Source organism: Amycolatopsis sulphurea (assembly GCF_002564045.1).
GTDB classification, from domain to species: domain Bacteria; phylum Actinomycetota; class Actinomycetes; order Mycobacteriales; family Pseudonocardiaceae; genus Amycolatopsis; species Amycolatopsis sulphurea.
In genome coordinates this window covers 13,507-33,371 of sequence record NZ_PDJK01000001.1, presented here as the reverse complement: position 1 = coordinate 33,371, position 19,865 = coordinate 13,507, and the positions used below count along the sequence as shown (strand labels likewise).

The window sequence follows — 19,865 nt, the reverse complement described above, 5'->3', positions numbered from 1 at the left end:
GTATTCACCATGCGACGGAGAATGGCCGCACTCGTGGCTCCCGTTGCCGCTCTGGGGCTCCTGCTCGCCGCTTGCGGCGGCGGTAGCGGCGGCGGCAACGGACTGCAGGACGCCGGCACTCAGAGCGTCAAGTCCGCCGACATCAACCCGCAGCCGCTGGACAAGCTCAAGGACGGCGGCAACCTCCAGTGGCCGATAGACCTGATGCCGGACAACTGGAACTACCACCAGGTCGACGGCACCGTGGCCGACGGCGCGTACATCGAGGGCGCCATCCTGCCCTACGTCTTCACGCAGAACTCGGACGCCTCGGTAGCGCTGAACAAGAGCTATTTCACCTCGGCCGAGCTGATCAGCCAGGACCCGCAGGTGGTCGAGTACAAGATCGACCCGAAGGCGAAGTGGAGCACCGGCAGGCAGTTCTCCTGGGAGGACTTCGCCGCCCAGGCCAACGCCCTCAACGGAAAGAACAAGGACTACCAGGTCTCGACGACGTCCGGCTACGAGGACATCGCGAAGGTCGAGAAGGGCACCGACGAACAGGACGTCAAGGTCACCTTCGGCAAGAAGTACGCCGAGTGGAAGGGGATGTTCGCCCCGCTGTACCCGAAGGAGCTCAACTCCGACCCGGGCATGTTCAACAAGGGGTGGGCGGTCAAGCCGGAGATCACCGCGGGCCCGTTCAAGATCAAGAGCATCGACCAGACCGGCAAGCAGGTCGTCGTCGAGCGGGACCCGGCCTGGTGGGGTGAAAAGCCGAAGCTGGACACGGTGACCTACAAGGTCGTCGAGCGTTCCGCGCTGCCGGACGCCTTCGCCAACGGCCAGATCGACTTCTACAACCTCAACAACGACATCAACCTGTTCAAGCGGGCGCAGGCCGACTCGAACGCGGTGGTCCGCCAGTCCAACAACCCCGACTACACGCACCTGACGTTCAACGGTGCCGCCTCGTCCATCCTCGCCGACAAGGACCTGCGGCTGGCCATCATGAAGGGCATCGACACGGTCACCATCGCCAAGTCGATCCTCGGCCAGATGCAGAAGGACACCACTCCGCTGGGCAATCACCTCTATCTCAAGGGCGCCAAGGAATACGCGGACAACTCCGGCCCGTACAAGTTCGACGCGAACGCGGCCAAGGCGGAGCTGGACAAGCTGGGCTGGAAGCAGTCCGGCGACGTCCGCGCCAAGGACGGCAAGCCGCTGAAGATCCGCATGGTGATCCCCTCGGGCACCCCGATCAGCCAGCAGACCGGCCAGCTCCTGCAGTCGCAGCTCAAGACGATCGGGGCCCAGCTGGACATCCAGCAGGTGCCGACCGCCGAGTTCTTCAAGAACTTCGTGAACGTCGGCAACTTCGACGTGACGTTGTTCCGCTGGCTGTCGAACTCGTTCCCGATCGACGGCAGCAAGGGCATCTACTACCTGGACCCGAACAACATCAGCCAGAACTACGGCCATGTCGGGGACGAGAAGCTGAACAAGCTGCTCGACACCGCCGCGCAGGAACTGGACGACACCAAGCGGGCCGCGGACATCAACGCCGCGGACCAGGAGATCTGGGCGATCGGCCACCAGCTGCCGATCTTCCAGTCGCCGGGCGCCTTCGCGACGCGCAAGACGCTGGGCAACTTCGGTTCGCCGGGTTACGCGAACCACCCGTACGACTATCTCAAGATCGGTTTCCTGAAGTAGCCGTGCGCAGGTGAACGAGAAGGAGCGGCGCGGACCGGGTTCGCGCCGCTTCTTCCTTTGTGGACAGTAAGGTGGTTCTCCGTGCGGAATATCCTGCGGCTGCGGCCCGTGCACCACATCCTCGTCACGAGCGCAGCCGTGCTGCTCGCCTGCGCCGCGGTGCTCGCGCTGCAGCTGGCCGAATTCGGCCAGGCCCGTGCGGCGCTGGAGGGATTCGGCCCGCAGACCACCGCCACCGTGACCGGTTCCGCCGAGGACTCGGCCACGGTGCGGTTCGCCGTGCCGGGGCGGCCGGACGTCAGTGCGACGATCGGGCTCGACAGCACTCCCCCAGCGAACGGCAGCCGCGTGCCGGTGCGCTACGACCCGGCGGATCCGGCGCGGGCGGTGATCCCCGGCGCCACCCCGCTGATCACCGCGGACCGCGCGTCGACCTACGCCACGGTGACCGTGGTCGCGGCGCTGGCCGTGCTGCTGGTGACCGGGTTCCTGCTGCTGACCCGGTTCGTCCGGCCCGCTCGTGCCGCCGTACGGAGCACTGTGCCGGTACGCCGGGTCAAGCTGCAACGTGGCCTGCTCACCCGGTCCTGGCTGGAGACCGAAGGCGCGACGCCACGGTGGATTCCGGTCTACTTCTCCCCCACGCTGATCGGCCTGCCGTCGCCGGTGAAGGTCGAGGTACTCGGTGATCTGCGGCAGGACCGGCACGTCGCGGTCCGGGTGGCCGGGGAAGTGCTGTACCCCGCGGGCGCGACGCGCATGGCCGAGCCACGCGGGCGACGCACGGACAACCCGGCCGGGCCGGACGAGGAACGCAGCGCCGCCGCGGTCCGCCCGGTGCCGCTGCGGCACCAGTTCCGTACGGACCTGCCGGTGCTGGCCGTCGCGCCGGTGGCCGGGGTGTTCTGGGCGCTGGTCGACGGCAGCGGGTTCACCGGCTGGCTCGTGGTCACCGTGCTGATCGCGGCGTTCGGGTTCTGGTGGGCCGCGCTACGCGGGTCCGATCCGTCCTGAGTCCAGCGCCGCCAGCACCTCGCCCAGTTCGGTGTAGGAATCGGCCAGCCGCTCCCGCTGCTCGTACCGGTGCCGTTCCAGCCGGACAGCGGCCAGGTGCCGTGCCCGGTAGTACAGCGCCCGTCGCCGGGCCTGCGGGGTGGCGGCGAGCGGGCCGTAGGTCTCCCAGAACGCGTCTCGCTCGGTGCCCGGCTTCTTCGCGGTCATCCAGATCGTCCAGTCCGCGGCCGGGTCTCCCCACCAGCTCCGGTCGTGGTCGAAGACGCCGGTGATCTCCAGATCCGGGGACACCATCACGTTCACGTGCCACAGATCCCCGTGCAGCAGACGGGGTTCGGTGATCTCGTTGAGCAACGCGGCGTCCTGTGCGGCACGGTCGCCCACCGCGCGCACATCGGACGCATCGAGGCCGAGGTCGTCTAAATCCGCAGCATTGTCCGCGAAGCAGCGTACGAGCGCTTCGCTCCAAGTATCCGTGTGCGGACCGGCGACGGCCCCGAAGCCCGGCCCACGCACACCGTGCACGGCGCGGGTGATCTCGCCGAGGCGGCGGAAGTAGGGGCGACGGGCATCTGGCGCGGAGCCCGGCAGCACCTCAGGCGCCGGGCGTCCGTCGAGGACCTCCTGCACCAGGTAGTCGCGGCCGATCACCTCGTGGGTGAAATCCGCGGCGAGCGTGCGCGGCAGCAGCGGCGCGATCGGCGCGAAGTACGGCGTGGCAAGGTATTCGTTGCGCATGAACTGCCGTTCGGTCCGGGTCTGCCGGGCCGGTTCCGGGGCCACCCGCAGGATCACCGGACCGTCGGCCAGCTCCACCCGGTAGGTCGTGTTGTAACTGCCCAGCCCCAGCTCGGTGGCCGCGAGCACGTGGATGTGCGAGCCGAGCGCACGGCGGCACAGCAGCTCGACGAGGGGCGCGGTGAGCGCACGCTGGAACGCGTCCACGGGCCGGTCCAGCGGATGGAACTCCACCCGGGCATCCTGCCACGTGATCAGTGCAGCACGAGGCCACGCCGCGACAGGGTGTCGGCCACCCGCAGCCGTTCCAGCTCGCGTTCGAAGCCCTCCGGCAGGGTGGCGAGCCGATGCTCGACGCCCAGTTCCCGGCAGGCGGTGAGGAGCAGCTCGTCGTAGGCCTGCCGGGTGCCGATCCGGCGGGCGGCGGGTGTGCCGGGCGGGAATCCGGCGAGCGTCCGGCGGACCCGGCGCAGATCGGCGGCGACCTGTTCCACAGGCGGCCCGGACGGGACCGGGCGCGCCCGGCGCAGCCGCCGCACGAGCGCGGGGGTCCGCAACGCAGCCCAGAACAGCGCCGAGGGGGCGAGGCTGACCACGGCGAACAGCACAAGGGTTCCGGCCGTGGCGCCGTTCATGACTCCACTCTAGCTACCCCCGGGCCGGCCTGCTGGATTCGCCACCGCACTGGCCGACGGGTACGGCCCTCGACTTTGCAGCGGCACCACGCACCCGCGCTGGGGCACCCCGCATCGGATGACCATCGGCGGGGCGGTGCTGATCGCCGGGCTCGCCGCCTTCGTGCCGATCGACGCGCTGTCGGACATGGTCGGCATCGGCGCGCTGTCCGCGATGATCATCGTCGCGGTGGCGGTCCCGGTGCTGCGCAAACGGCGGCCGGACCTGCACCGTGCCGTTCTCCCCGGTGGTGCCGGTCATCGCCGCGCTCGCCTGCTTCTCCCTGATGCTCAACCTCGACGTGCTCACGTGGATCCGGTTCGCCGCCTGGCTGGTGCTCGGACTGCTCCTCTATTTCTGCTACGGACGCAAGCACTCCCGCCTGGCCGCACGCGAAAAAGACTGAGCCGCACCGTCTCCCGGTAAATGTCCACTATAGACGGACGGGACGATCACCTCAGTAGCGCCACCGGTGCGCGTCGAGGATCTCCTCCGGAGTCCGCTCGGCCGCCCACGCCGCATCCGAGGCCCGCACCGCGCGGAACGCACCCAGCAATTCCTCCCCCAGCACACCGGAAACCCGCGGGCTGGCGCGCAACGCCTCGTCCTTCTCGGCGTGGTTCGCGGGCAACGGCCGCACGCCGCGCGCCTCCCGTTCCGCTTCGCTCCAGGTGCCCGGGTCCTGGCTGATCGGCTCGGGCGGAACCACCCCGTCCTCGATCCCGGCCATCGCGGAGGCGAGCACGACGGCCAGCGCGAGGTACGGGTTGGCCGACGCGTCGGAGGCTTTCAGCTCGACATTCGCGTGGCCCTGCCCGAGCAGCTCCGAGCCCAGCACATACCGCAGCGGCGCCTCACGGTTCTCGACACCCCAGAATCCGTACGCCCCGGTGTAGTAGCCCGGCCGCTGCCGCATCGCGGACGCCACGCTGGGGGCGGTGATCGCGGTCAGCGCGGGCAGATCCCGCAGCAGCCCGCCGATGTAGGCGGCGCCCTCCTGGCCCGGCCCGGCGAGCAGGTTCTTGCCGTTGCTGCGCACGGAGGTGTGCAGGTGCCAGCCGTTGCCCGCGCCGGTGAGGTCCGGCAGCGGGGAGAAGCTCACGCGCAGCCCGTGCGCGTGCGCGGCCGCGTGGATGGTCTGGCGGGCGAGCAGCTGGTCGTCGGCCGCGGACAGCGGATCCGTTGCGGCCAGGGACAATTCCAGCTGCGCCGGGCCGTACTCGGCGTGCAGCTGGCCGATCTGCAGGCCGTTCCCGGCGAAGTCGTGCAGGATCGCGGCCACGAAACCGTCGAGGCCGATCAGCGCGTGCGGGCTGTAGGCCGGGCCGGGATGGCCCGGCGTCACGGTGAACTCCATCTCGTAGCCCGCGCGGAATTCGAGACCGCGCCGGGCCGCTTCGTCCACTTGCCGCTGCAGGACCGCGCGCGGGCAGTACGGCGAGGGCTCGTCCGCCACGGTGCGCTGCCACACCGGCACCCAGGCGAACGCAGGCTGCCCGGTCAGCCGCCGGAGCCGCTCGACGACCGGGACGAGCCGATGGTCCCCGGACGGAGTCGATAGCCCGGCGTGCGCGTAGGTGATCATGTCGTGGCTGTCGAACACGGCGAACAGCGTGGTCGCGCCGACCCCGCGTACCGCCGCGTCGGCCAGACCGGCGATCGGCACGACTCGTGACCGGGGGATGCCGTTGTTGTCCGCCCAGGCCAGATGGACGCCGCCGACCCCCGCCGCAGCCAGATCCTTCGCCGCCGCCGACGCCGCCTTGGCCATAGTGTGCTCCCTTCGTCACTGTCAGTATTCCGGTCCGGCGCCGAGCGATCCGATCGGCCCTCCCGGCCGGATTCCGGGCCACCGTGGCGAAGAACACACTCCGCCCGGATCCGCTTGCCCGGAAACCCCGGCCGCGAGGACCAGACCGGCAGACCCCGGAAAATTCCGCTGAGAACGAACAAGACCCGCACCGGAATCGCGTCGCCGGGTTTCCCCGGCCACCCGAAATCCTCCCCCGCATAGGGTCTGACCACGCAAAATGTCCGGCATTGGGTGGGGTGGAGCAGTGCCCGGCGCCGGGCGCTACGGCAACCGGGGTAATTCGGCGTGACACACCTCCCACCGGCGCGGGAACACTTGCGGGCAGCGAAACGTCTGCAAGAGTGGAAGCACGAACACCGCGGAGCCGGAAGCGATCCCGCCGAAGGCAGTCTCTCCGAAGTGGGCGTAGCTGGATCGAGGTACCGGGAGACCGGTACCGGGACGGAGGGAGACCCCCATGACAACGCCGACGCTCACCCGCCCCGAATTGACCGCCGCCGACCGTTGCGACCGGTGTGGAGCAGCAGCTCAGGTCCGCGCCGTACTCAGCTCCGGAGGCGAACTGCTCTTCTGCGGCCACCACGCCCGCGAACACGAGGCGAAGCTCAAGGAGCTCGCGGCAGAGATCCAGAAGTAACCGACGACCAGACTTCCGTCCCGGAGGCGGCAGGTGCCCGGCGCACCTGCCGCCTCCGGCCGTTTCGGGGCCGTTCCACATCCCGGGACCCCGGCCCGTCGCCACGGACTCAGAGGCTGTGAAGGGGCCCTTCACGGACTCTGAGTCCGTGAAGGGCCCCTTCACAGCCCATCGGCAAGCAGGTTCAGACCGTGTCGAGGACGGTTTCGAAGGCGACTTCCGCGGCGCCGAGCAGCTTCACGTCCGCGCCCAGGACCGAGCTGACGATCCGGGTCCCGCCCACCGCCCGGCTCACCAGGCTGCGCCGCCGGACCTCCTCGGCGACGACCCGGATCACCGCCTCGGGCAGCACGGTCAGCAGGTCCCCCAGCACCACCAGCTGCGGGCCCAGCAGGTTCACCACGTTCACCAGGCCGAGAGTCAGCCACTCGGTGAACTCCGCGAGCCGCTCCAGCGCCGCTTCCGGATCGCGGGCCAGTTCGCGCAGTTCCACCAGGATCGCGCCGCGGGCGATGCCTTCGGGCAGGCCCAAAGCACGGCACAGCGCGGCTTCGCCGATCTCGGTCTCCCAGCATCCGCTGTTGCCGCAGTAGCACGGCCGCCCGCCGGGGCGGATCACCATGTGCCCGATCTCCCCGAAGTAGCCCGCGCCGCCGCTCAGCGACGAGCCTTGCGCGATCACGCCGCCGCCCACGCCGACATCGGCGGAGACGTACACCGCGTCGGACGAGCCGCGGGCGACGCCGCGCAGGTGCTCCGCGAGCGCGCCCAGCTCGGCGTCGTTGCCGACCAGGATGGGGATGCGCAGCACGCCACCAAGGCGTTCGCCGAGGGCGACGTCGGTCCAGCGCAGGTTGGGCGCCTCGTGCACGTGCCCGTCCGCGCGGCGGACGACGCCGGGCACCGCGATGCCGGCGGCCACCGGGTCCACGCCGAGATCGGCGGCGAGCACCCGGGTCGACTCGATCACGTGCGTGATCACCTCGTCCGCGGTGCGGGTGGGCGTGCGCAGATGCCAGCTGTCCCGGACCAGGATCTGCCCGCCCAGCCCGACCAGCGCCATCGCCACGTGCTCGACCTGCAGGTCGACCGCGAGCACCACCGCGGCGTGCGGTTGCGGCAGGACCAGGAGCGAGGGGCGCCCGGCCCCCCGCCCCGGCCGGGGCACCCGCTCCTCGACGACGCCCGCCTCGGCGAGCCCGTCCACGAGGGTCTTGATCGTGCTGCGGTTGAGCCCGAGTTCGGCAGCCAGCGCGGCCCGCGTGCTCGGGCCACCCACGTGCAACAGCCGCAGCAGAGTCGTGCGGTTGTGCCGGCGCACCTCGTCCGGGCGGGCGACGGGCGAGCTGCTCACCAGGCTATCTTCCCATCGGCCCTCAGCGCGCCGACGCCTCGGCTCGCCGCCGGGACAACGCGTCGACGGTCGCGGCCAGCATCAGCACCAGGCCGGTCACGATGTTGACCACCGCGGCCGACTGCTGCAGCAGGCCGAGCCCGTTGTTCACGATGGCCAGCACGGCACCACCGATCACCGCGTCGATGACCCGGCCCTTGCCGCCGAACAGGGAGGTCCCGCCGATCACCGCCGCGCCGACCGCGAACAGCAGCGTGTTCAGGCCACCGGATTGCGGGTTCACCGCGCCGATCTTCGACGAGTACACGATCGCGCCGATCGCGGCGAACGACGAGCTGATCACGAACACGCTCGTGCGCAGCTTCGGCACGTTGATGCCGGCCCGCCGGGCGGCTTCCTTGTTGCCGCCCACCGCATACAGGTGCCGTCCGTACTTGGTCCGGTTGAGCACGTAGGTCCCCGCGAACAGCAGCACCAGCACGATCGGCACCACGTACGGCACGCCCTGGATGCTCACCTGGTCGTTGGACGAGCGGTTCACCGTGAGCAGGTAGGTCGAGACCGCGGCGAGCACCGCGAGCACGCCGACCTTGAACACCACGATCGGCGTCGGCTGCACCACCAGCCCCCGCCGCAGCCGGGTGAAGTGCTGCCCGAGCGCGATGACCGCGTACCCGCCGACCGCCACGACGAACAGCACCCAGCTGCCTGTCACCGACAGGTTTCCGTTGGCCACCGCGTTGAGCGTGTCGCTGGTGCTGATCGGCAGCGTGCCGCCTTCGCCGATGAACTGCAGCAGTACGCCCTGCCACACAATGAACAACGCCAGCGTCACCACGAACGAGGGCATGCCGATCTTCGAGACCAGGAACCCGGTGATACAGCCGATCGCCGTCCCGGTGCAGATCGCGATCGCCATCTCCACCCAGGCGTTCACCGGGGCGCCGATCAGGATGATCACGATGCCGATCACCGAAATGACCGCACCGGCCCAGATCCGTTGCAGCAGCGCGAGTCCCGCCGCGATCACGAGCACCACGATGAAGGTGACGAACACCCCGGTGCCCATGGAGCCGAGCAGATTCCCGTTGCGCACGTAGTGCAGCGCCATCAGCCCGGCGCACACGCCCGAGGCGGTACCGGCGGACAGGTCGATCTCGCCGAGCAGCAGCACGAACACGATGCCCATCGCGATGATGGTCTGCCCGGCGCCCTGTTCGAGCAGGTTCGCGATGTTGCGCAGGGTGAAGAAGTCCCCGGACAGCGCGCTGAACAGGATCGCCAGCACGATCACGCCCAGCACGGCCGGGATGGAGCCGAGCTGGCCGTCCTTCATCCGGGCGAAGTAGTCCTTGATGGCCTCACCGGTGGACATCGAGGTCGTGTCGATGCCGAAGTCGGTGATGGCGCCGCTGCCCGCCTCCGGGTTCGCCGGCTTCGCAGGGGTTTCAGTCATGGCAGGTTCTTTCTCGTGGCTGCTCACAGAGCGACGGCTTCGGGGCGGGCGAGGCCGAGGTCGCCCGACCGGCCCGCGGTGATGAGTTCGACGATCTGGCTGTGCGTCACGTCCTTGGTCAGCACCTCGGCCACCAGCCTGCCCAGGTACAGCACGTCGATCCGGTCCGCGACCTCGAACACGTCGGCCATGTTGTGGCTGATCAGCACCACGCCCAGGCCCTGCTCGGCGAGCCGGCGGACCAGATCGAGCACCTGCCGGGTCTGCGCGACGCCGAGTGCCGCGGTCGGCTCGTCCAGGATCACGACCTTGCTGTTCCACAGCACCGATTTCGCGATCGCCACGGTCTGGCGCTGACCGCCCGAGAGCGCGGAGACCGGGGTGCGCACGGACTTCACCGTGCGCACCGAGAGGGAGGCCAGCGTCTCGCGGGCGGCCTTCTCCATCGCGGCCTCGTCCAGCAGCCAGGAGCTGCCGCGCTCCCGGCCGAGGAACATGTTCTGCACGATGTCGAGGTTGTCGGCCAGCGCGAGATCCTGGTAGACGACCTCGATGCCGAGTTCGGAGGCGTCCTTCGGGCCGTGGATGTGCACCTGCTCGCCGCCGAAGGTCACCTTGCCGGTGTCGTACGGGTGGATGCCGGCGATGCATTTGACCAAAGTGGACTTACCGGCCCCGTTGTCGCCGACGAGCGCGGTCACTTCGCCCGCGCGCACCGCGAAGTCCACGTCGTGCAGGACGTGGACCGGGCCGAAGCTCTTGTTCAGGCCGGAGATGTCGAGAATGGGCTCGCTCATGGTTCGCTTGTCTCTCCCGTGGGGACCGGGCCGGGACGCGTGGTCGGGGGTACGCGCGTCCCGGCCCGGCGGTCTAGGGTGCTACCGGGTCCGGCTCAGGAGATGCCGTACTGGGTGCACTTGGCGGCGACGTCACCGGTACACACATCCGAGGCCTTCACGTAGCCGGCCTGGACGACCTTCTTGACATCGTTGACGGTGATCAGCTGCGGGGCCAGCAGCACCGACTTGATGTCGCGGTTGTTCTTCGGGTCGTGCAGCGTGCCGGTCGCGATCTTGTCCGCCGCGGCGGTGTCGTTCTTGGCCAGCGCCGCCGCCAGCTTGGCGGTGTTCTCGGCCTCTTCCTTGATCGGCTTGAAGATGGTCAGCAGCTGGTCGCCGCGCAGGATGGCCTGCAGCCCGGCCGCGGTCGAGTCCTGGCCGGTGACCGGGACCTTGCCGTTGAGACCGTTCTTCTTCAGCACGGTGATCACCGCGCCGGCCAGCTCGTCGTTCGCCGCGACCACGCCGTCGACCTTGCCGCCGGCCCGGCTGAAGATCTGCTCAAAGGTCTGGCCGCCGACTTGCGGGTCCCAGTCGTTGATCGGCTGCTTCTGGACCAGCTTGAGCGCGCCGGAGTCGTACAGCGGCTTGAGGATCTTGTCGTGCCCGTCGCCGAACAGGGTCGCGTTGTTGTCCGTCGGCGCGCCCTCGATCTGCACGACGCCGGCGCCCGGCTTGCTCTTCAGCGCGTCGGCCAGGCCCTGGGCCTGCAGTTCGCCGACCTTCTCGTTGTCGAAGGAGACGTAGTAGTTCGCCGAACCGCCGAGGCTGGGCCGGTCGTAGTCGATGACCGGGATGCCCGCGGCCTTCGCCTTGGCCTCGATCTGCGCGCCGACCGCCGGATCCGACGGCGCGATGATCAGAACCTTGACGCCCTGGCTGATGAACCCGTCGGCCAGCGAGGAGAACTTCTGGTTGTCGCCCTGCGCGTTCTGGATGTCCGAGCTGAAGCCCTGCGCGGACAGCGCGGCCTGCAGCATCGGCTTGTCGAAGGCCTCCCAGCGGGCCGAGGTGGCCGTCTCCGGCAGGATCACGCCGACCTTGCCGCCGGCCCCGCCACCGGCCGGGGCCGGCGCGGACGAGGAGCTGCTCCCCGAGCTCCCGGAGTTCGAGCTGTTCGCACCGCACGCGGTCAGCGCCAGACCGGCGCTCACCGTGGCGGCGAGGAGGGTAATGGTTCTGCTGCGCATCCTCGTTCCTTCCGGATCAAGCTCGCGCAGCGGTGTTCCGGAACCAACCGGCGCACCGTCGCGCATATGTTGTGGACGACAACATATGCGCCCGGAGGGCTGCACGGAAGACGGCGGGAACGACGAATCGACACCTTAAGGACACGGTTCGGCAACGTAGGCCGAAAATGTGACCGACGCTGACGGCGTGGTCCGGACCACTCACCAAGGGTAACCGAACTTGACCGTTTTCCCCAGGACGAGCGACCGGCCCGGACCCGGGCGATACCCCGCGTGATCGCAGGACCGCCCGGCCGGGCCGGTCGGATGACGTGGCCCGCGATTTCGCCCGGGCACGGAGGGGCCCTACCAGGAGCGCAGGGTGACGATCCGTTCCTCGATCTGTTCCATGGTGGCCATCGCGGTCGGCGGGCCGCCGCACACCCGGCGCAGCTCGTTGTGGATCGCGCCGTGCGGCTTCTTCGTGCGGTGGTGGTAGACGCCGACGAGGGCGTTCAGCTCCTTGCGCAGCGCGCCGAGCCGTTCGCTGACCGACTGCGGCCGGGCGGCCGGGGCGGGCCGCTCGGGCTCGGCGGGGCGGCGCCGCTTCTCGTCGGAAAGCTGCTCCTCCTGCCGTTTGCGCAGCAGCGCGCGCACCTGGTCGGGCTCCAGCAGGCCGGGCAGGCCCAGGTACTCCTGCTCCTCCTCGGACCCGGAGAACACCGCCGTGCCGAACGAGTTGCCGTCGTAGATCACCTGGTCCAGCTCGGCCGAGGCGCCGAGCGAGGTGAACGCCTTCTCCTCCTCGCCCGGTTCGTCCTCGGTCCGGTTGGCCTGGGCGAGCAGCTCGTCCTCCCAGCCCTCCTTCTCCCGGTGCGGCTTGCCGAGCACGTGGTCGCGCTGGGCCTCCAGCTCGCTGGCCAGCTCCAGCAGCACGGGCACGCTGGGCAGGAACACACTGGCCGTCTCGCCCTTGCGCCGGGCCCGCACGTAGCGGCCGATCGCCTGGGCGAAGAACAGCGGCGTGGACGCGCTGGTGGCGTAGACCCCGACGGCCAGCCGCGGCACGTCGACGCCCTCGGACACCATCCGGACCGCGACGATCCAGCGTTCGTTCGTCTCGGAGAACTCCTTGATCCGGCCGGAAGCCTTCGGATCGTCGGACAGCACGAGGGTGGGCATCTCGCCGGAAATGCGCTGCAGGATCTTGGCGTACGCGCGCGCGGACTCCTGATCGGTGGCGATGACCAGGCCACCCGCGTCCGGCACGCCCTGGCGGACCTGGGTCAGCCGGGTGTCGGCGGCCTGCAGCACCGCGGGCACCCACTCGCCCGACGGATCCAGCGCGGTCCGCCAGGCACGGGCGTTCTGCTCGGCGGTCAACGGCTCCCCGAGCCGGGCGGTGAACTCCTCCCCCGCGCTGGTGCGCCAGGACGCCTCGCCGGAGTAGGCGAGGAACACCACCGGCCGGACCACGCCGTCGGCGAGTGCGTCGGAGTAGCCGTAGGAGTGGTCGGCCTTGCTGCGCTGGAACCCGCCCGCGTCCGGTTCGTAGGTGACGAACGGGATCGCGGAATCGTCGCTCCGGAACGGAGTGCCGGTGAGCGCGAGCCGGCGTACGGCGGGTGTGAACGCCTCGCGCACCGCGTCGCCCCAGGACTTCGCGTCGCCGCCGTGGTGGATCTCGTCGAGGATCACCAGCGTCTTGCGGTTCTCGGTGCGCACCCGGTGCAGCGTGGGGTGCGCGGCCACCTGCGCGTAGGTCACCGCGACCCCGGTGTAGTCGCGGGAGGTGACCCCGGTGGTGTTGCGGAAGTTCGAGTCGATCGCGATCCCGGCCGCGGCGGCCGCGCTCGCCCACTGGTGCTTGAGATGCTCGGTGGGCGTGACGATGGTGACCGCCTCGACCGTCCGGTCCGAGAGCAGCTCGGCGGCGATCCGCAGGCCGAACACGGTCTTGCCGGCCCCGGGCGTGGCCACCGCCAGGAAGTCCTTCGGCTTGCGGGTCAGATACTTCGTGAGCGCGCGGCGCTGCCAGGCGCGCAACGGGCGCGCGGTGCTGTCCTGCCCGGCAGGCGGTGCCCCGAGGACCCCCTGGGTCGTCGTCTCGGACAAAGCTCGGCTCACCCCCTCCTCCGGCCACGCGTTGCGGCCGTGACGTGCGAAAACCCCCACGCCGGCACCGGCTTCGGCGCCGGCGGCCACGATGAGGGCACGCCGGTCAGCCTACCTTCCGGAGCGGCCGGCACCCGGCAGCGGCACGGCCGGGGTCCCCGCCCCGCCCGCCGGGCACGGGGCCAGGGTGTCGGCAAAGTCGGTGTGGAGGTCCGTGAAGGGGCCCTTCACAGACTCAGAGTCCGTGAAGGGCCCCTTCACGGACCCGAAACCGGTCCGGCGCACGCCACGAGGTGGTCGCACACACCTCCGCATCGCCCACTGCCGGGTCCTCGGCCCTTTGCCGGACCCCTGGGGCACGGGGCGGTGAGCCGAACGCCCGCCCATGGACCATGCTGGAACCACGATGGGTGAGGTGGAACCGGAAACGGGCAGGACGACGGCGCGCGAGGCACCGCGGGATCCGTCCCTGCCCGGCGCGGGGCAGGCGGAGAGCCCGGCCCGCCATCCGGAGGTCGCCGAGGGCGACGCACGGGGCGACCGGCCTGCGGCAGACCGGCCCGCACAAGGCGAGGCCCTGAGCAACCCGACCGCCGACCCGGCCACACCCGCGCCCAGCGAAGTGACAGCACCCGGCGACCGGCCTGCAGTGACCCGGCCCGCGAACAGCCGGACCGCCGGCCCCAGCAGCGAACCGACCCGATCTGCACACACCACGGCCACGCCACCCGGCGACCGGCCCGCAGTAACCCCGCCCGCGAACGGCCAGGTCCCCGACGACCCGGCCAGCGGCAATCCCGGGGCACCAACCCCACCCGCACCCGGTCACCCCACCTCCGGCCGTCTCGAAGCACCGCCGCCCACTCCGGCCCCGCAACCGGCACCCCCAGCCCTCGCCGGCCGGCCCGCACCGAACCCGCCGCCGACCGGCTCACCAGCACCGAACACACCCACCGGCAGCCCGGCCGCCGCTGCCCCGGCAGCTCACCACCCGTCCCCGCCCGCCGCTGCGGTGCACGGCCCGTCCGCCGCCGGGCCGGTCGTGGAAGACTCGGGTTCGGGTGGTTTCTCCGCGGCGGGCCTTTCGCCCGGAATTCCGCCCGCACCCCACCCGAATCCGAGGACCCCGTCCGGAACCACCGTGCCCGAGAACCCCGCACCCGGTGCCCCGCCACCGGAACCGCCACCCGCGCCACCGGCGAAGCCGCCGCGCAAGGGGCCTTGGCGGCTCCTCACCCGCACCCTCGCGAAGGCCTGGGAAGGCAACATCTTCTCCGAAGGCGCCGAGGCCGCGTTCTGGCAGACGCTCTCGCTGCCGCCCCTGCTGCTCGGGCTGCTGGGCAGTCTCGGGTTCGTCGGCGAATGGTTCGGCCAGGACGTGGTCACCGCCGTGCACGACCGGATCATCGCCTTCTGCCACACCATTTTCAGCCAGAACGCGGTGCAGGAGATCATCGAGCCGACGGTGAACAGCATCCTCACCGTCGGCAAGGGCGAGATCGTGTCGGTGGGGTTCGTGATCTCGCTGTGGGCGGGATCCTCGGCGATGTCGTCGTTCGTCGACGCGATCACCGTGGCGCACGATCAGTACGGCGTGCGCAACGAGGTGTGGCAGCGGATCTTCGCGCTGCTGCTGTATCTCGCCGGGCTGATCGTGCTGGTGGTCGGGCTGCCGCTGCTGGCGATCGGGCCGGATCTGCTGCCGGAGTTCTTCCCGGTGACCTGGCGGCCCACGGTCGCCTCCTGGGTGGGCACGCTCTACTTCCCGGTCCTCGGGGTGATGATCGTGCTGGCGCTGACCACGCTGTACAAGCTCGCGCTGCCGCGGCGGCTGCCCTGGCACCGCGGGCTGCCCGGCGCGATCCTGGCCATGCTGGTGTTCCTGATCGCCAGTATCGGGCTGCGCATCTACCTCAACTGGATCACCAAGACCGGCTACACCTACGGCGCGCTGGCCGCCCCGATCGCCTTCCTGCTGCTGATGTTCTTCATCGGGCTCGCGGTGGTCGGCGGCGCCTACTTCAACAGCGCGATCCAGGAGCTGTGGCCGGCGAAGCCGACCCGGCGGCAGCGCCGCAAATGGCGCCGGCTGGAGATGGTCCGGGCCAGCGAGCGGATGCACGCCGAGGACGGCCGCACCCGCTGGGAGCGCACCACGATCCCGTTGCGCCGCCCCGAGCCGGAGGGCGACGGGCACGAAGGCGAGAAGCCGCCGCGCCCGTCGTGAGCGCCTCAGCGGTGGAAGCGCCAGGTCTTGCTGTCCACGGCCGCGCAGACGCCCGGCGAGACGACCACGACCCGCAGGGTGCCGTCCCGCTCGTCGAAGTCGATGCCTTCGGTTTCGAAGGTCCCGCTGCAGCCGCTTTCCAGCGACAGCCGACCCAGCGAAGTCACGTGCCCGGTCACCAGGGTGTCGGCAAAGTCGGTGTTAGGGGCCCTGCGCAGACGGCGGAGGTCCGTGAAGGTCTGTGAAGGGGCCCTTCACGGACTCAGCTTGTTGTTTAACCTGTGTGGTTGCGGTGCTGCGCGAGGGTGAGGTCGCGTTTGACGGTTTTGCCGACGTTGTAGCGGGTTGCGGGGTGGTGGTTGGTCGAGCCGGCTGGGCGTCCAGGACCAGGCCGGGAGGGTTTCGGTGCGGCTGCGGGGCGGGTTGTCGTCGCGTGCAGGTTGCGAAACCCCCGCCGAACCCGAGCCGGAGTCAACCGGCGGGGCTCGGTGACTGGTTTCTCCCACGGGCGGCGGTGATCCTCGGCCAGCGGGCGGGCCAGTCGCAGTTGCGTGTGGACGGTCAGGATCAGCCAGGTCCAGCGGTCAGCCGATTCCGGGGCGCGCAGCTTGGGACGGGTCCACCCGAGGGTCTGCTTGAACAGCCGGAAGGTGTGCTCCAGGTCGAAGCGGCGCAGGAACACCTGCCAGAGCAGGTCGACCAGTTCGGCACTGGCGCCGGTGACCGAGGACCACAGCCAGACCGGTTTGGGGTCGCGATCACCGGGCAGATGCTCGACCTGCAGGCGGATCACGGTGCCCTCCACCAGGGGAAGCTCACCGTCGTGGTCCAGCCAGGGGCCGCGACGGGTCAGGCGTGGGTGCAGCCGGTCCCATGCCTGGGCCTGGGCGTGTCCATAGCGGGTGGTGTCGGTGCCGGTGGTGTGCTCGGGGGTGTGCCAACTGGCGGGATCGGCCAACGTGAACACCCCACCGTGCTTGGCCCGGCGGCCGGGCGCGCCCGGCCGCCGGGGCGGTGCGGGCCGCAGCATCACCCGGCCGGAACGGATCCTGCCCACCACCTCGACGGGCAGATCAGCCAGCACGAACGCCAGCCGGGGCAGGTCGTAGCCGGCATCGGCCACGATCAGAATGCTCGGATCGGCGGGCTGCCAATGGCCGGCGTCGATAATCCGGCCCACGACCGCGCGTAGCTGGGCGGCGGTGACCGCGGTGGCGTCGTCGGCGGGTCCCAGCCGGACCGCGTCCAGGACCGCTGTCCACGAGGTGCGCCCGGTCTCCAGCGCCGCGACGAACGAGTAGGGCCAGCCGGGGATCATCTGGGCCTGGCCCTTGCCGCGGGCGTAGGTGTGGCAGAACAGCCGCTCGGGGCTGCACGCGGCGTCCGGGCGCAGCCAGTGCGACACGTCCACGCCCAATGCGATCCGCCCGCCCGCGGCACGAGGCAGGGGCAGGCGTGCCAGGGTGGTGCGTAACCGGCCGACCTCGATCGTGCCGTGGTTGATCGCGTCGTAGCCGGCGCCGTGCCCGCGCCGATGCTCCGGGACCAGCGACAGTTCGGCCAGGCTGGCGACCGGCCCGTCGGCGCACAGCACCGCGTCGGCCAGGTCGGACAAGGCGTCCGCCCGACTGGTCAGGCACTGGTGGAACCGCTCCCGGAACGCGGACAACTCCCCGAGTGCACCGGCACGGCCGGCGTCGTGCACACTGATCAACTGAGGCCCCTGGTTGTGATCTTCCTTCTGTCGCAAGAAGAATGATCAACCAAGGGCCTCACCCACGATCAACCGGGGTAGCGCGACAACGCAACCGGGTTAAACAACAAGCTCAGAGTCTGTGAAGGTCCCCTTCACGGACCTCCACACCGACTTTGCCGACACCCTGGGCACTCCGTGGGGAGGAGGGGACTTCGGCGCCCAGCAGTGCTACCGGTCTCCCCCCGGATGCCCAGCCCTCGGGTGAAGGATTTTCGCTTTCGTCCCGCGAGGCTGCCCGCGCGGCTCAGTCGTCCTTGCCGGGGCGCAAGCCCTTGTAGATCTTCTCGCAGGCCGGGCAGACCGGCGAACCCGGCTTCGGCGAGCGGGTCACCGGGAAGACCTCGCCGCACAGCGCCACCACGTGCGTGCCCATGACCGCGCTCTCCGCGATCTTGTTCTTGCGCACGTAGTGGAACATCTTCGGTGTGTCGTCGTCGGTCGACTCGGTGCTGTCGGTCTCCGGCTTGGTCAGCGTATCGGTGCTCACCCCTCCATCATGCCTCAGCGGCCCGGCTCCCGGAACGGGCGGCGGGAGCCGACCCGCCCGCGCCCGCACCGCGGCGATCGCCGATGATCCGTTGGTGATCACACAGACTCCGCTGTTCCTGCACGACGAGGTCGCCTCGGCGCTGCGTGACGGTCATCCCGTCGTCGCGCTCGAAAGCACGATCCTCTCCCACGGCCTGCCGTACGGACGCAACCTCGACGTCGGACGGCGGCTGGAGCGGGTGGTGCGCGAAAACGGCGCGATACCGGCCACTATCGCGGTGCTCGACGGGCGGGCGGTGATCGGCCTCTCCCCCGAGGAACTGGCCCGCGTGTGCGCGCCCGGTGCGGGGCTGGAGAAGCTGTCGCTGCGCGACCTCGGCCCGGCCGCCGGTCTCGGCCGTTCCGGCGCGACCACGGTGGCCGCCACCTCCGCGCTGGCCGCCGCGGCCGGCATCGGCGTGTTCGCCACCGGCGGGCTGGGCGGGGTGCACCTCGGTGCCACGCACAGCTGGGACGTGTCCGCCGATCTGGGCGTGCTCGCGCAGGTGCCGACCGTGGTGGTGTGCTCCGGGGTCAAGTCCGTGCTGGACATCGCGGCCACCCTCCAGGTGCTGGAAACGCGGTCGGTGCCGGTGCTCGGCTATCGCACGGACGACTTCCCGGCGTTCTACCTGCGTTCCTCGGGACATCCGGTCGGCTGGCGGGCGAACGACCCGCTGGAGGCCGCGGCGGTGATCTCCGCGCACCGCGATTTCGCGGATTCCGGGTTGCTGCTGGCCAATCCGATCCCGCCGGAGTCCGAAATGGACCGTGCGCTGCACGACCGGCTGCTCCGCGAAGGACTGGCCAAAGTGGACCGTGACGGGGTGCGGGGCGCGGACGTGACCCCGGTGCTGCTGGAGCACTTCCACACCGCCAGCGGCGGGGTGAGCATCGACGCGAACGAGGCGCTGGTGCTGTCCAACGCGAGGCTCGCCGCCGAAGTGGCGGTGGCGCTGTCATGACCGGCATCGTGGTGGTCGGCGACGCCGGTCTCGACGTGGTCGCCCGGCACGACCAGCCGCTCCCGCACGGCGGCGACGCCCGTGCCCGGATCCGGTTCACCGGGGGCGGCGCGGGCGCGAACACCGCGCTGTGGCTGCGTTCCCTCGGCGCGGACACCACGCTGGTGGCCCGCATCGGCGACGATTCGGGCGGGCGGCTGATCCGGGCCGAGCTGGCAGCGGCCGGTATCCGATGCGCGTTCGCGACCGACCCCGAGGCGGCCACCTGCTGCGTGGTCGTGCTGGTCGACGGCAGCGGTCAGCGCAGCATGCTGGCCGACCGCGGGGCGAACAAGCGGTTCGCCCCCGAAGACGTCACGCCGGAGGCGCTGGCCGGGGCGAGTCATCTGCATCTGTCCGGGTATGTACTGCTCGATCCGTCCTCGCGCCCGGCCGGGCTGGCCGCGCTCGCGGCGGCGAAGGAGGCCGGGCTGAGCACCTCGGTGGACCCGCAGGCGGCCGCGCACATCCACGATCCGGAGGCGTTCCTCGCCGACATTCACGGCACGGATCTGCTGATGCCCAACACCGAGGAACTCGTGGCACTCACCGGTTCCGCCGATCCACGGTCGGCCACCGACCTGCTCGACACGGTCGGCGCGGTCGTGGTCACCGCCGGGCTGGACGGCGCCTGCTGGGTCGATCGCGACGGCGTGACGACGGTCCCGGCGATCGAGGCGGAATGCGTGGATTCGACCGGCGCCGGCGACGCGTTCGACGCCGGAGTGCTCACCGCCTGGCTGGCGGGTAAGTCCACAGTGGACGTACTGCGGGCGGGTACCCGCCTCGGCGCCCTCGCGGTCGGCCGCATCGGCCCGCAACCTCCCGACACCCCCTGACCC

At 70.5% G+C, this 19,865-nt stretch carries 17 protein-coding genes and 1 pseudogene; 7 read left to right on the top strand and 11 right to left on the bottom strand.

Annotated elements, in window-relative coordinates; genetic code table 11:
- The first annotated feature begins 9 nt into the window (after positions 1 to 9).
- Positions 10 to 1,698: an ABC transporter family substrate-binding protein gene (locus ATK36_RS00165; protein ID WP_245914109.1), complete on the top strand. Its 1,689-nt coding sequence runs from the start codon at positions 10 to 12 to the stop codon at positions 1,696 to 1,698.
- 81 nt (positions 1,699 to 1,779) lie between these two features.
- A complete protein-coding gene (locus ATK36_RS00160) occupies positions 1,780 to 2,712 on the top strand; it encodes a DUF3592 domain-containing protein (protein ID WP_098509287.1) in 933 nt (310 codons plus the stop codon).
- On the opposite strand, the gene ATK36_RS00155 is transcribed toward ATK36_RS00160, so the two are convergent.
- Together ATK36_RS00155 and ATK36_RS00150 are read right to left on the bottom strand one after the other, a co-directional pair.
- Positions 2,689 to 3,684 (bottom strand): phosphotransferase family protein, encoded by a 996-nt coding sequence (locus ATK36_RS00155; RefSeq protein WP_098509286.1) that lies wholly within the window; start codon positions 3,682 to 3,684, stop codon positions 2,689 to 2,691. The two genes, ATK36_RS00160 and ATK36_RS00155, sit on opposite strands and share 24 nt — an antisense overlap.
- 20 nt (positions 3,685 to 3,704) lie before the next feature.
- Positions 3,705 to 4,085: a hypothetical protein gene (locus ATK36_RS00150; RefSeq protein ID WP_098509285.1), complete on the bottom strand. Its 381-nt coding sequence runs from the start codon at positions 4,083 to 4,085 to the stop codon at positions 3,705 to 3,707.
- Between the two features lie 82 nt (positions 4,086 to 4,167).
- Here ATK36_RS00150 and ATK36_RS00145 point away from each other — a divergent pair.
- Positions 4,168 to 4,531 (top strand): annotated as a pseudogene (locus ATK36_RS00145) (APC family permease); the annotation flags it as partial.
- A 51-nt stretch (positions 4,532 to 4,582) separates the two neighbouring features.
- On the opposite strand, the gene ATK36_RS00140 reads toward ATK36_RS00145, so the two are convergent.
- A complete protein-coding gene (locus ATK36_RS00140) occupies positions 4,583 to 5,896 on the bottom strand; it encodes a type I glutamate--ammonia ligase (RefSeq protein ID WP_098509284.1) in 1,314 nt (437 codons plus the stop codon).
- Positions 5,897 to 6,395: 499 nt separating this feature from the next.
- Here ATK36_RS00140 and ATK36_RS00135 point away from each other — a divergent pair, with 499 nt between their 5' ends.
- On the top strand, positions 6,396 to 6,575 hold the full coding sequence (locus tag ATK36_RS00135; protein WP_037358805.1) for a DUF7455 domain-containing protein: 180 nt from the start codon (positions 6,396 to 6,398) through the stop codon (positions 6,573 to 6,575).
- 184 nt (positions 6,576 to 6,759) lie between these two features.
- Here ATK36_RS00135 and ATK36_RS00130 read toward each other — a convergent pair whose 3' ends face one another.
- The 5 genes from ATK36_RS00130 to ATK36_RS00110 form a co-directional block, all read right to left on the bottom strand.
- Positions 6,760 to 7,929, bottom strand: a complete 1,170-nt coding sequence (locus tag ATK36_RS00130; RefSeq protein ID WP_170069522.1) for an ROK family transcriptional regulator — start codon at positions 7,927 to 7,929, stop codon at positions 6,760 to 6,762.
- Between the two features lie 22 nt (positions 7,930 to 7,951).
- Positions 7,952 to 9,385, bottom strand: a complete 1,434-nt coding sequence (locus tag ATK36_RS00125; protein ID WP_098509283.1) for a sugar ABC transporter permease — start codon at positions 9,383 to 9,385, stop codon at positions 7,952 to 7,954.
- A 23-nt stretch (positions 9,386 to 9,408) separates the two neighbouring features.
- Positions 9,409 to 10,182: an ATP-binding cassette domain-containing protein gene (locus tag ATK36_RS00120; RefSeq protein WP_098509282.1), complete on the bottom strand. Its 774-nt coding sequence runs from the start codon at positions 10,180 to 10,182 to the stop codon at positions 9,409 to 9,411.
- Between the two features lie 95 nt (positions 10,183 to 10,277).
- A complete protein-coding gene (locus tag ATK36_RS00115) occupies positions 10,278 to 11,414 on the bottom strand; it encodes a sugar ABC transporter substrate-binding protein (RefSeq protein ID WP_098509281.1) in 1,137 nt (378 codons plus the stop codon).
- A 345-nt stretch (positions 11,415 to 11,759) separates the two neighbouring features.
- Positions 11,760 to 13,508 carry a DEAD/DEAH box helicase gene (locus tag ATK36_RS00110; protein WP_098510206.1) on the bottom strand — a complete coding sequence of 583 codons (1,749 nt, stop codon included), beginning with the start codon at positions 13,506 to 13,508 and terminating at the stop codon, positions 11,760 to 11,762.
- A 1,141-nt stretch (positions 13,509 to 14,649) separates the two neighbouring features.
- Between ATK36_RS00110 and ATK36_RS00105 the strand changes: the two genes are divergently transcribed.
- Positions 14,650 to 15,735 (top strand): YihY/virulence factor BrkB family protein, encoded by a 1,086-nt coding sequence (locus ATK36_RS00105; protein WP_245914107.1) that lies wholly within the window; start codon positions 14,650 to 14,652, stop codon positions 15,733 to 15,735.
- A gap of 5 nt (positions 15,736 to 15,740) precedes the next feature.
- Here the strand turns inward: ATK36_RS00105 and ATK36_RS00100 are convergent, their stop codons facing one another.
- From ATK36_RS00100 to ATK36_RS00090, 3 genes are all read right to left on the bottom strand, one after another.
- A complete protein-coding gene (locus ATK36_RS00100; protein ID WP_387001695.1) occupies positions 15,741 to 15,902 on the bottom strand; it encodes a hypothetical protein in 162 nt (53 codons plus the stop codon).
- 107 nt (positions 15,903 to 16,009) lie between these two features.
- A complete protein-coding gene (locus ATK36_RS00095) occupies positions 16,010 to 17,440 on the bottom strand; it encodes an NF041680 family putative transposase (RefSeq protein ID WP_098510205.1) in 1,431 nt (476 codons plus the stop codon).
- Positions 17,441 to 17,735: 295 nt separating this feature from the next.
- The gene (locus ATK36_RS00090; protein WP_098509280.1) at positions 17,736 to 17,978 is read right to left on the bottom strand and encodes a DUF3039 domain-containing protein; all 243 of its coding nucleotides are present in this window, start codon (positions 17,976 to 17,978) and stop codon (positions 17,736 to 17,738) included.
- 97 nt (positions 17,979 to 18,075) lie between these two features.
- On the opposite strand from ATK36_RS00090, the gene ATK36_RS00085 reads away from it, so the two are divergent.
- Both ATK36_RS00085 and ATK36_RS00080 read left to right on the top strand, forming a co-directional pair.
- On the top strand, positions 18,076 to 18,984 hold the full coding sequence (locus tag ATK36_RS00085) for a pseudouridine-5'-phosphate glycosidase (RefSeq protein WP_098510203.1): 909 nt from the start codon (positions 18,076 to 18,078) through the stop codon (positions 18,982 to 18,984).
- Positions 18,981 to 19,862 (top strand): carbohydrate kinase family protein, encoded by an 882-nt coding sequence (locus ATK36_RS00080; RefSeq protein WP_170069520.1) that lies wholly within the window; start codon positions 18,981 to 18,983, stop codon positions 19,860 to 19,862. The genes ATK36_RS00085 and ATK36_RS00080 overlap by 4 nt, the downstream gene beginning before the upstream one ends.
- The last annotated feature ends 3 nt before the right edge of the window (positions 19,863 to 19,865 follow it).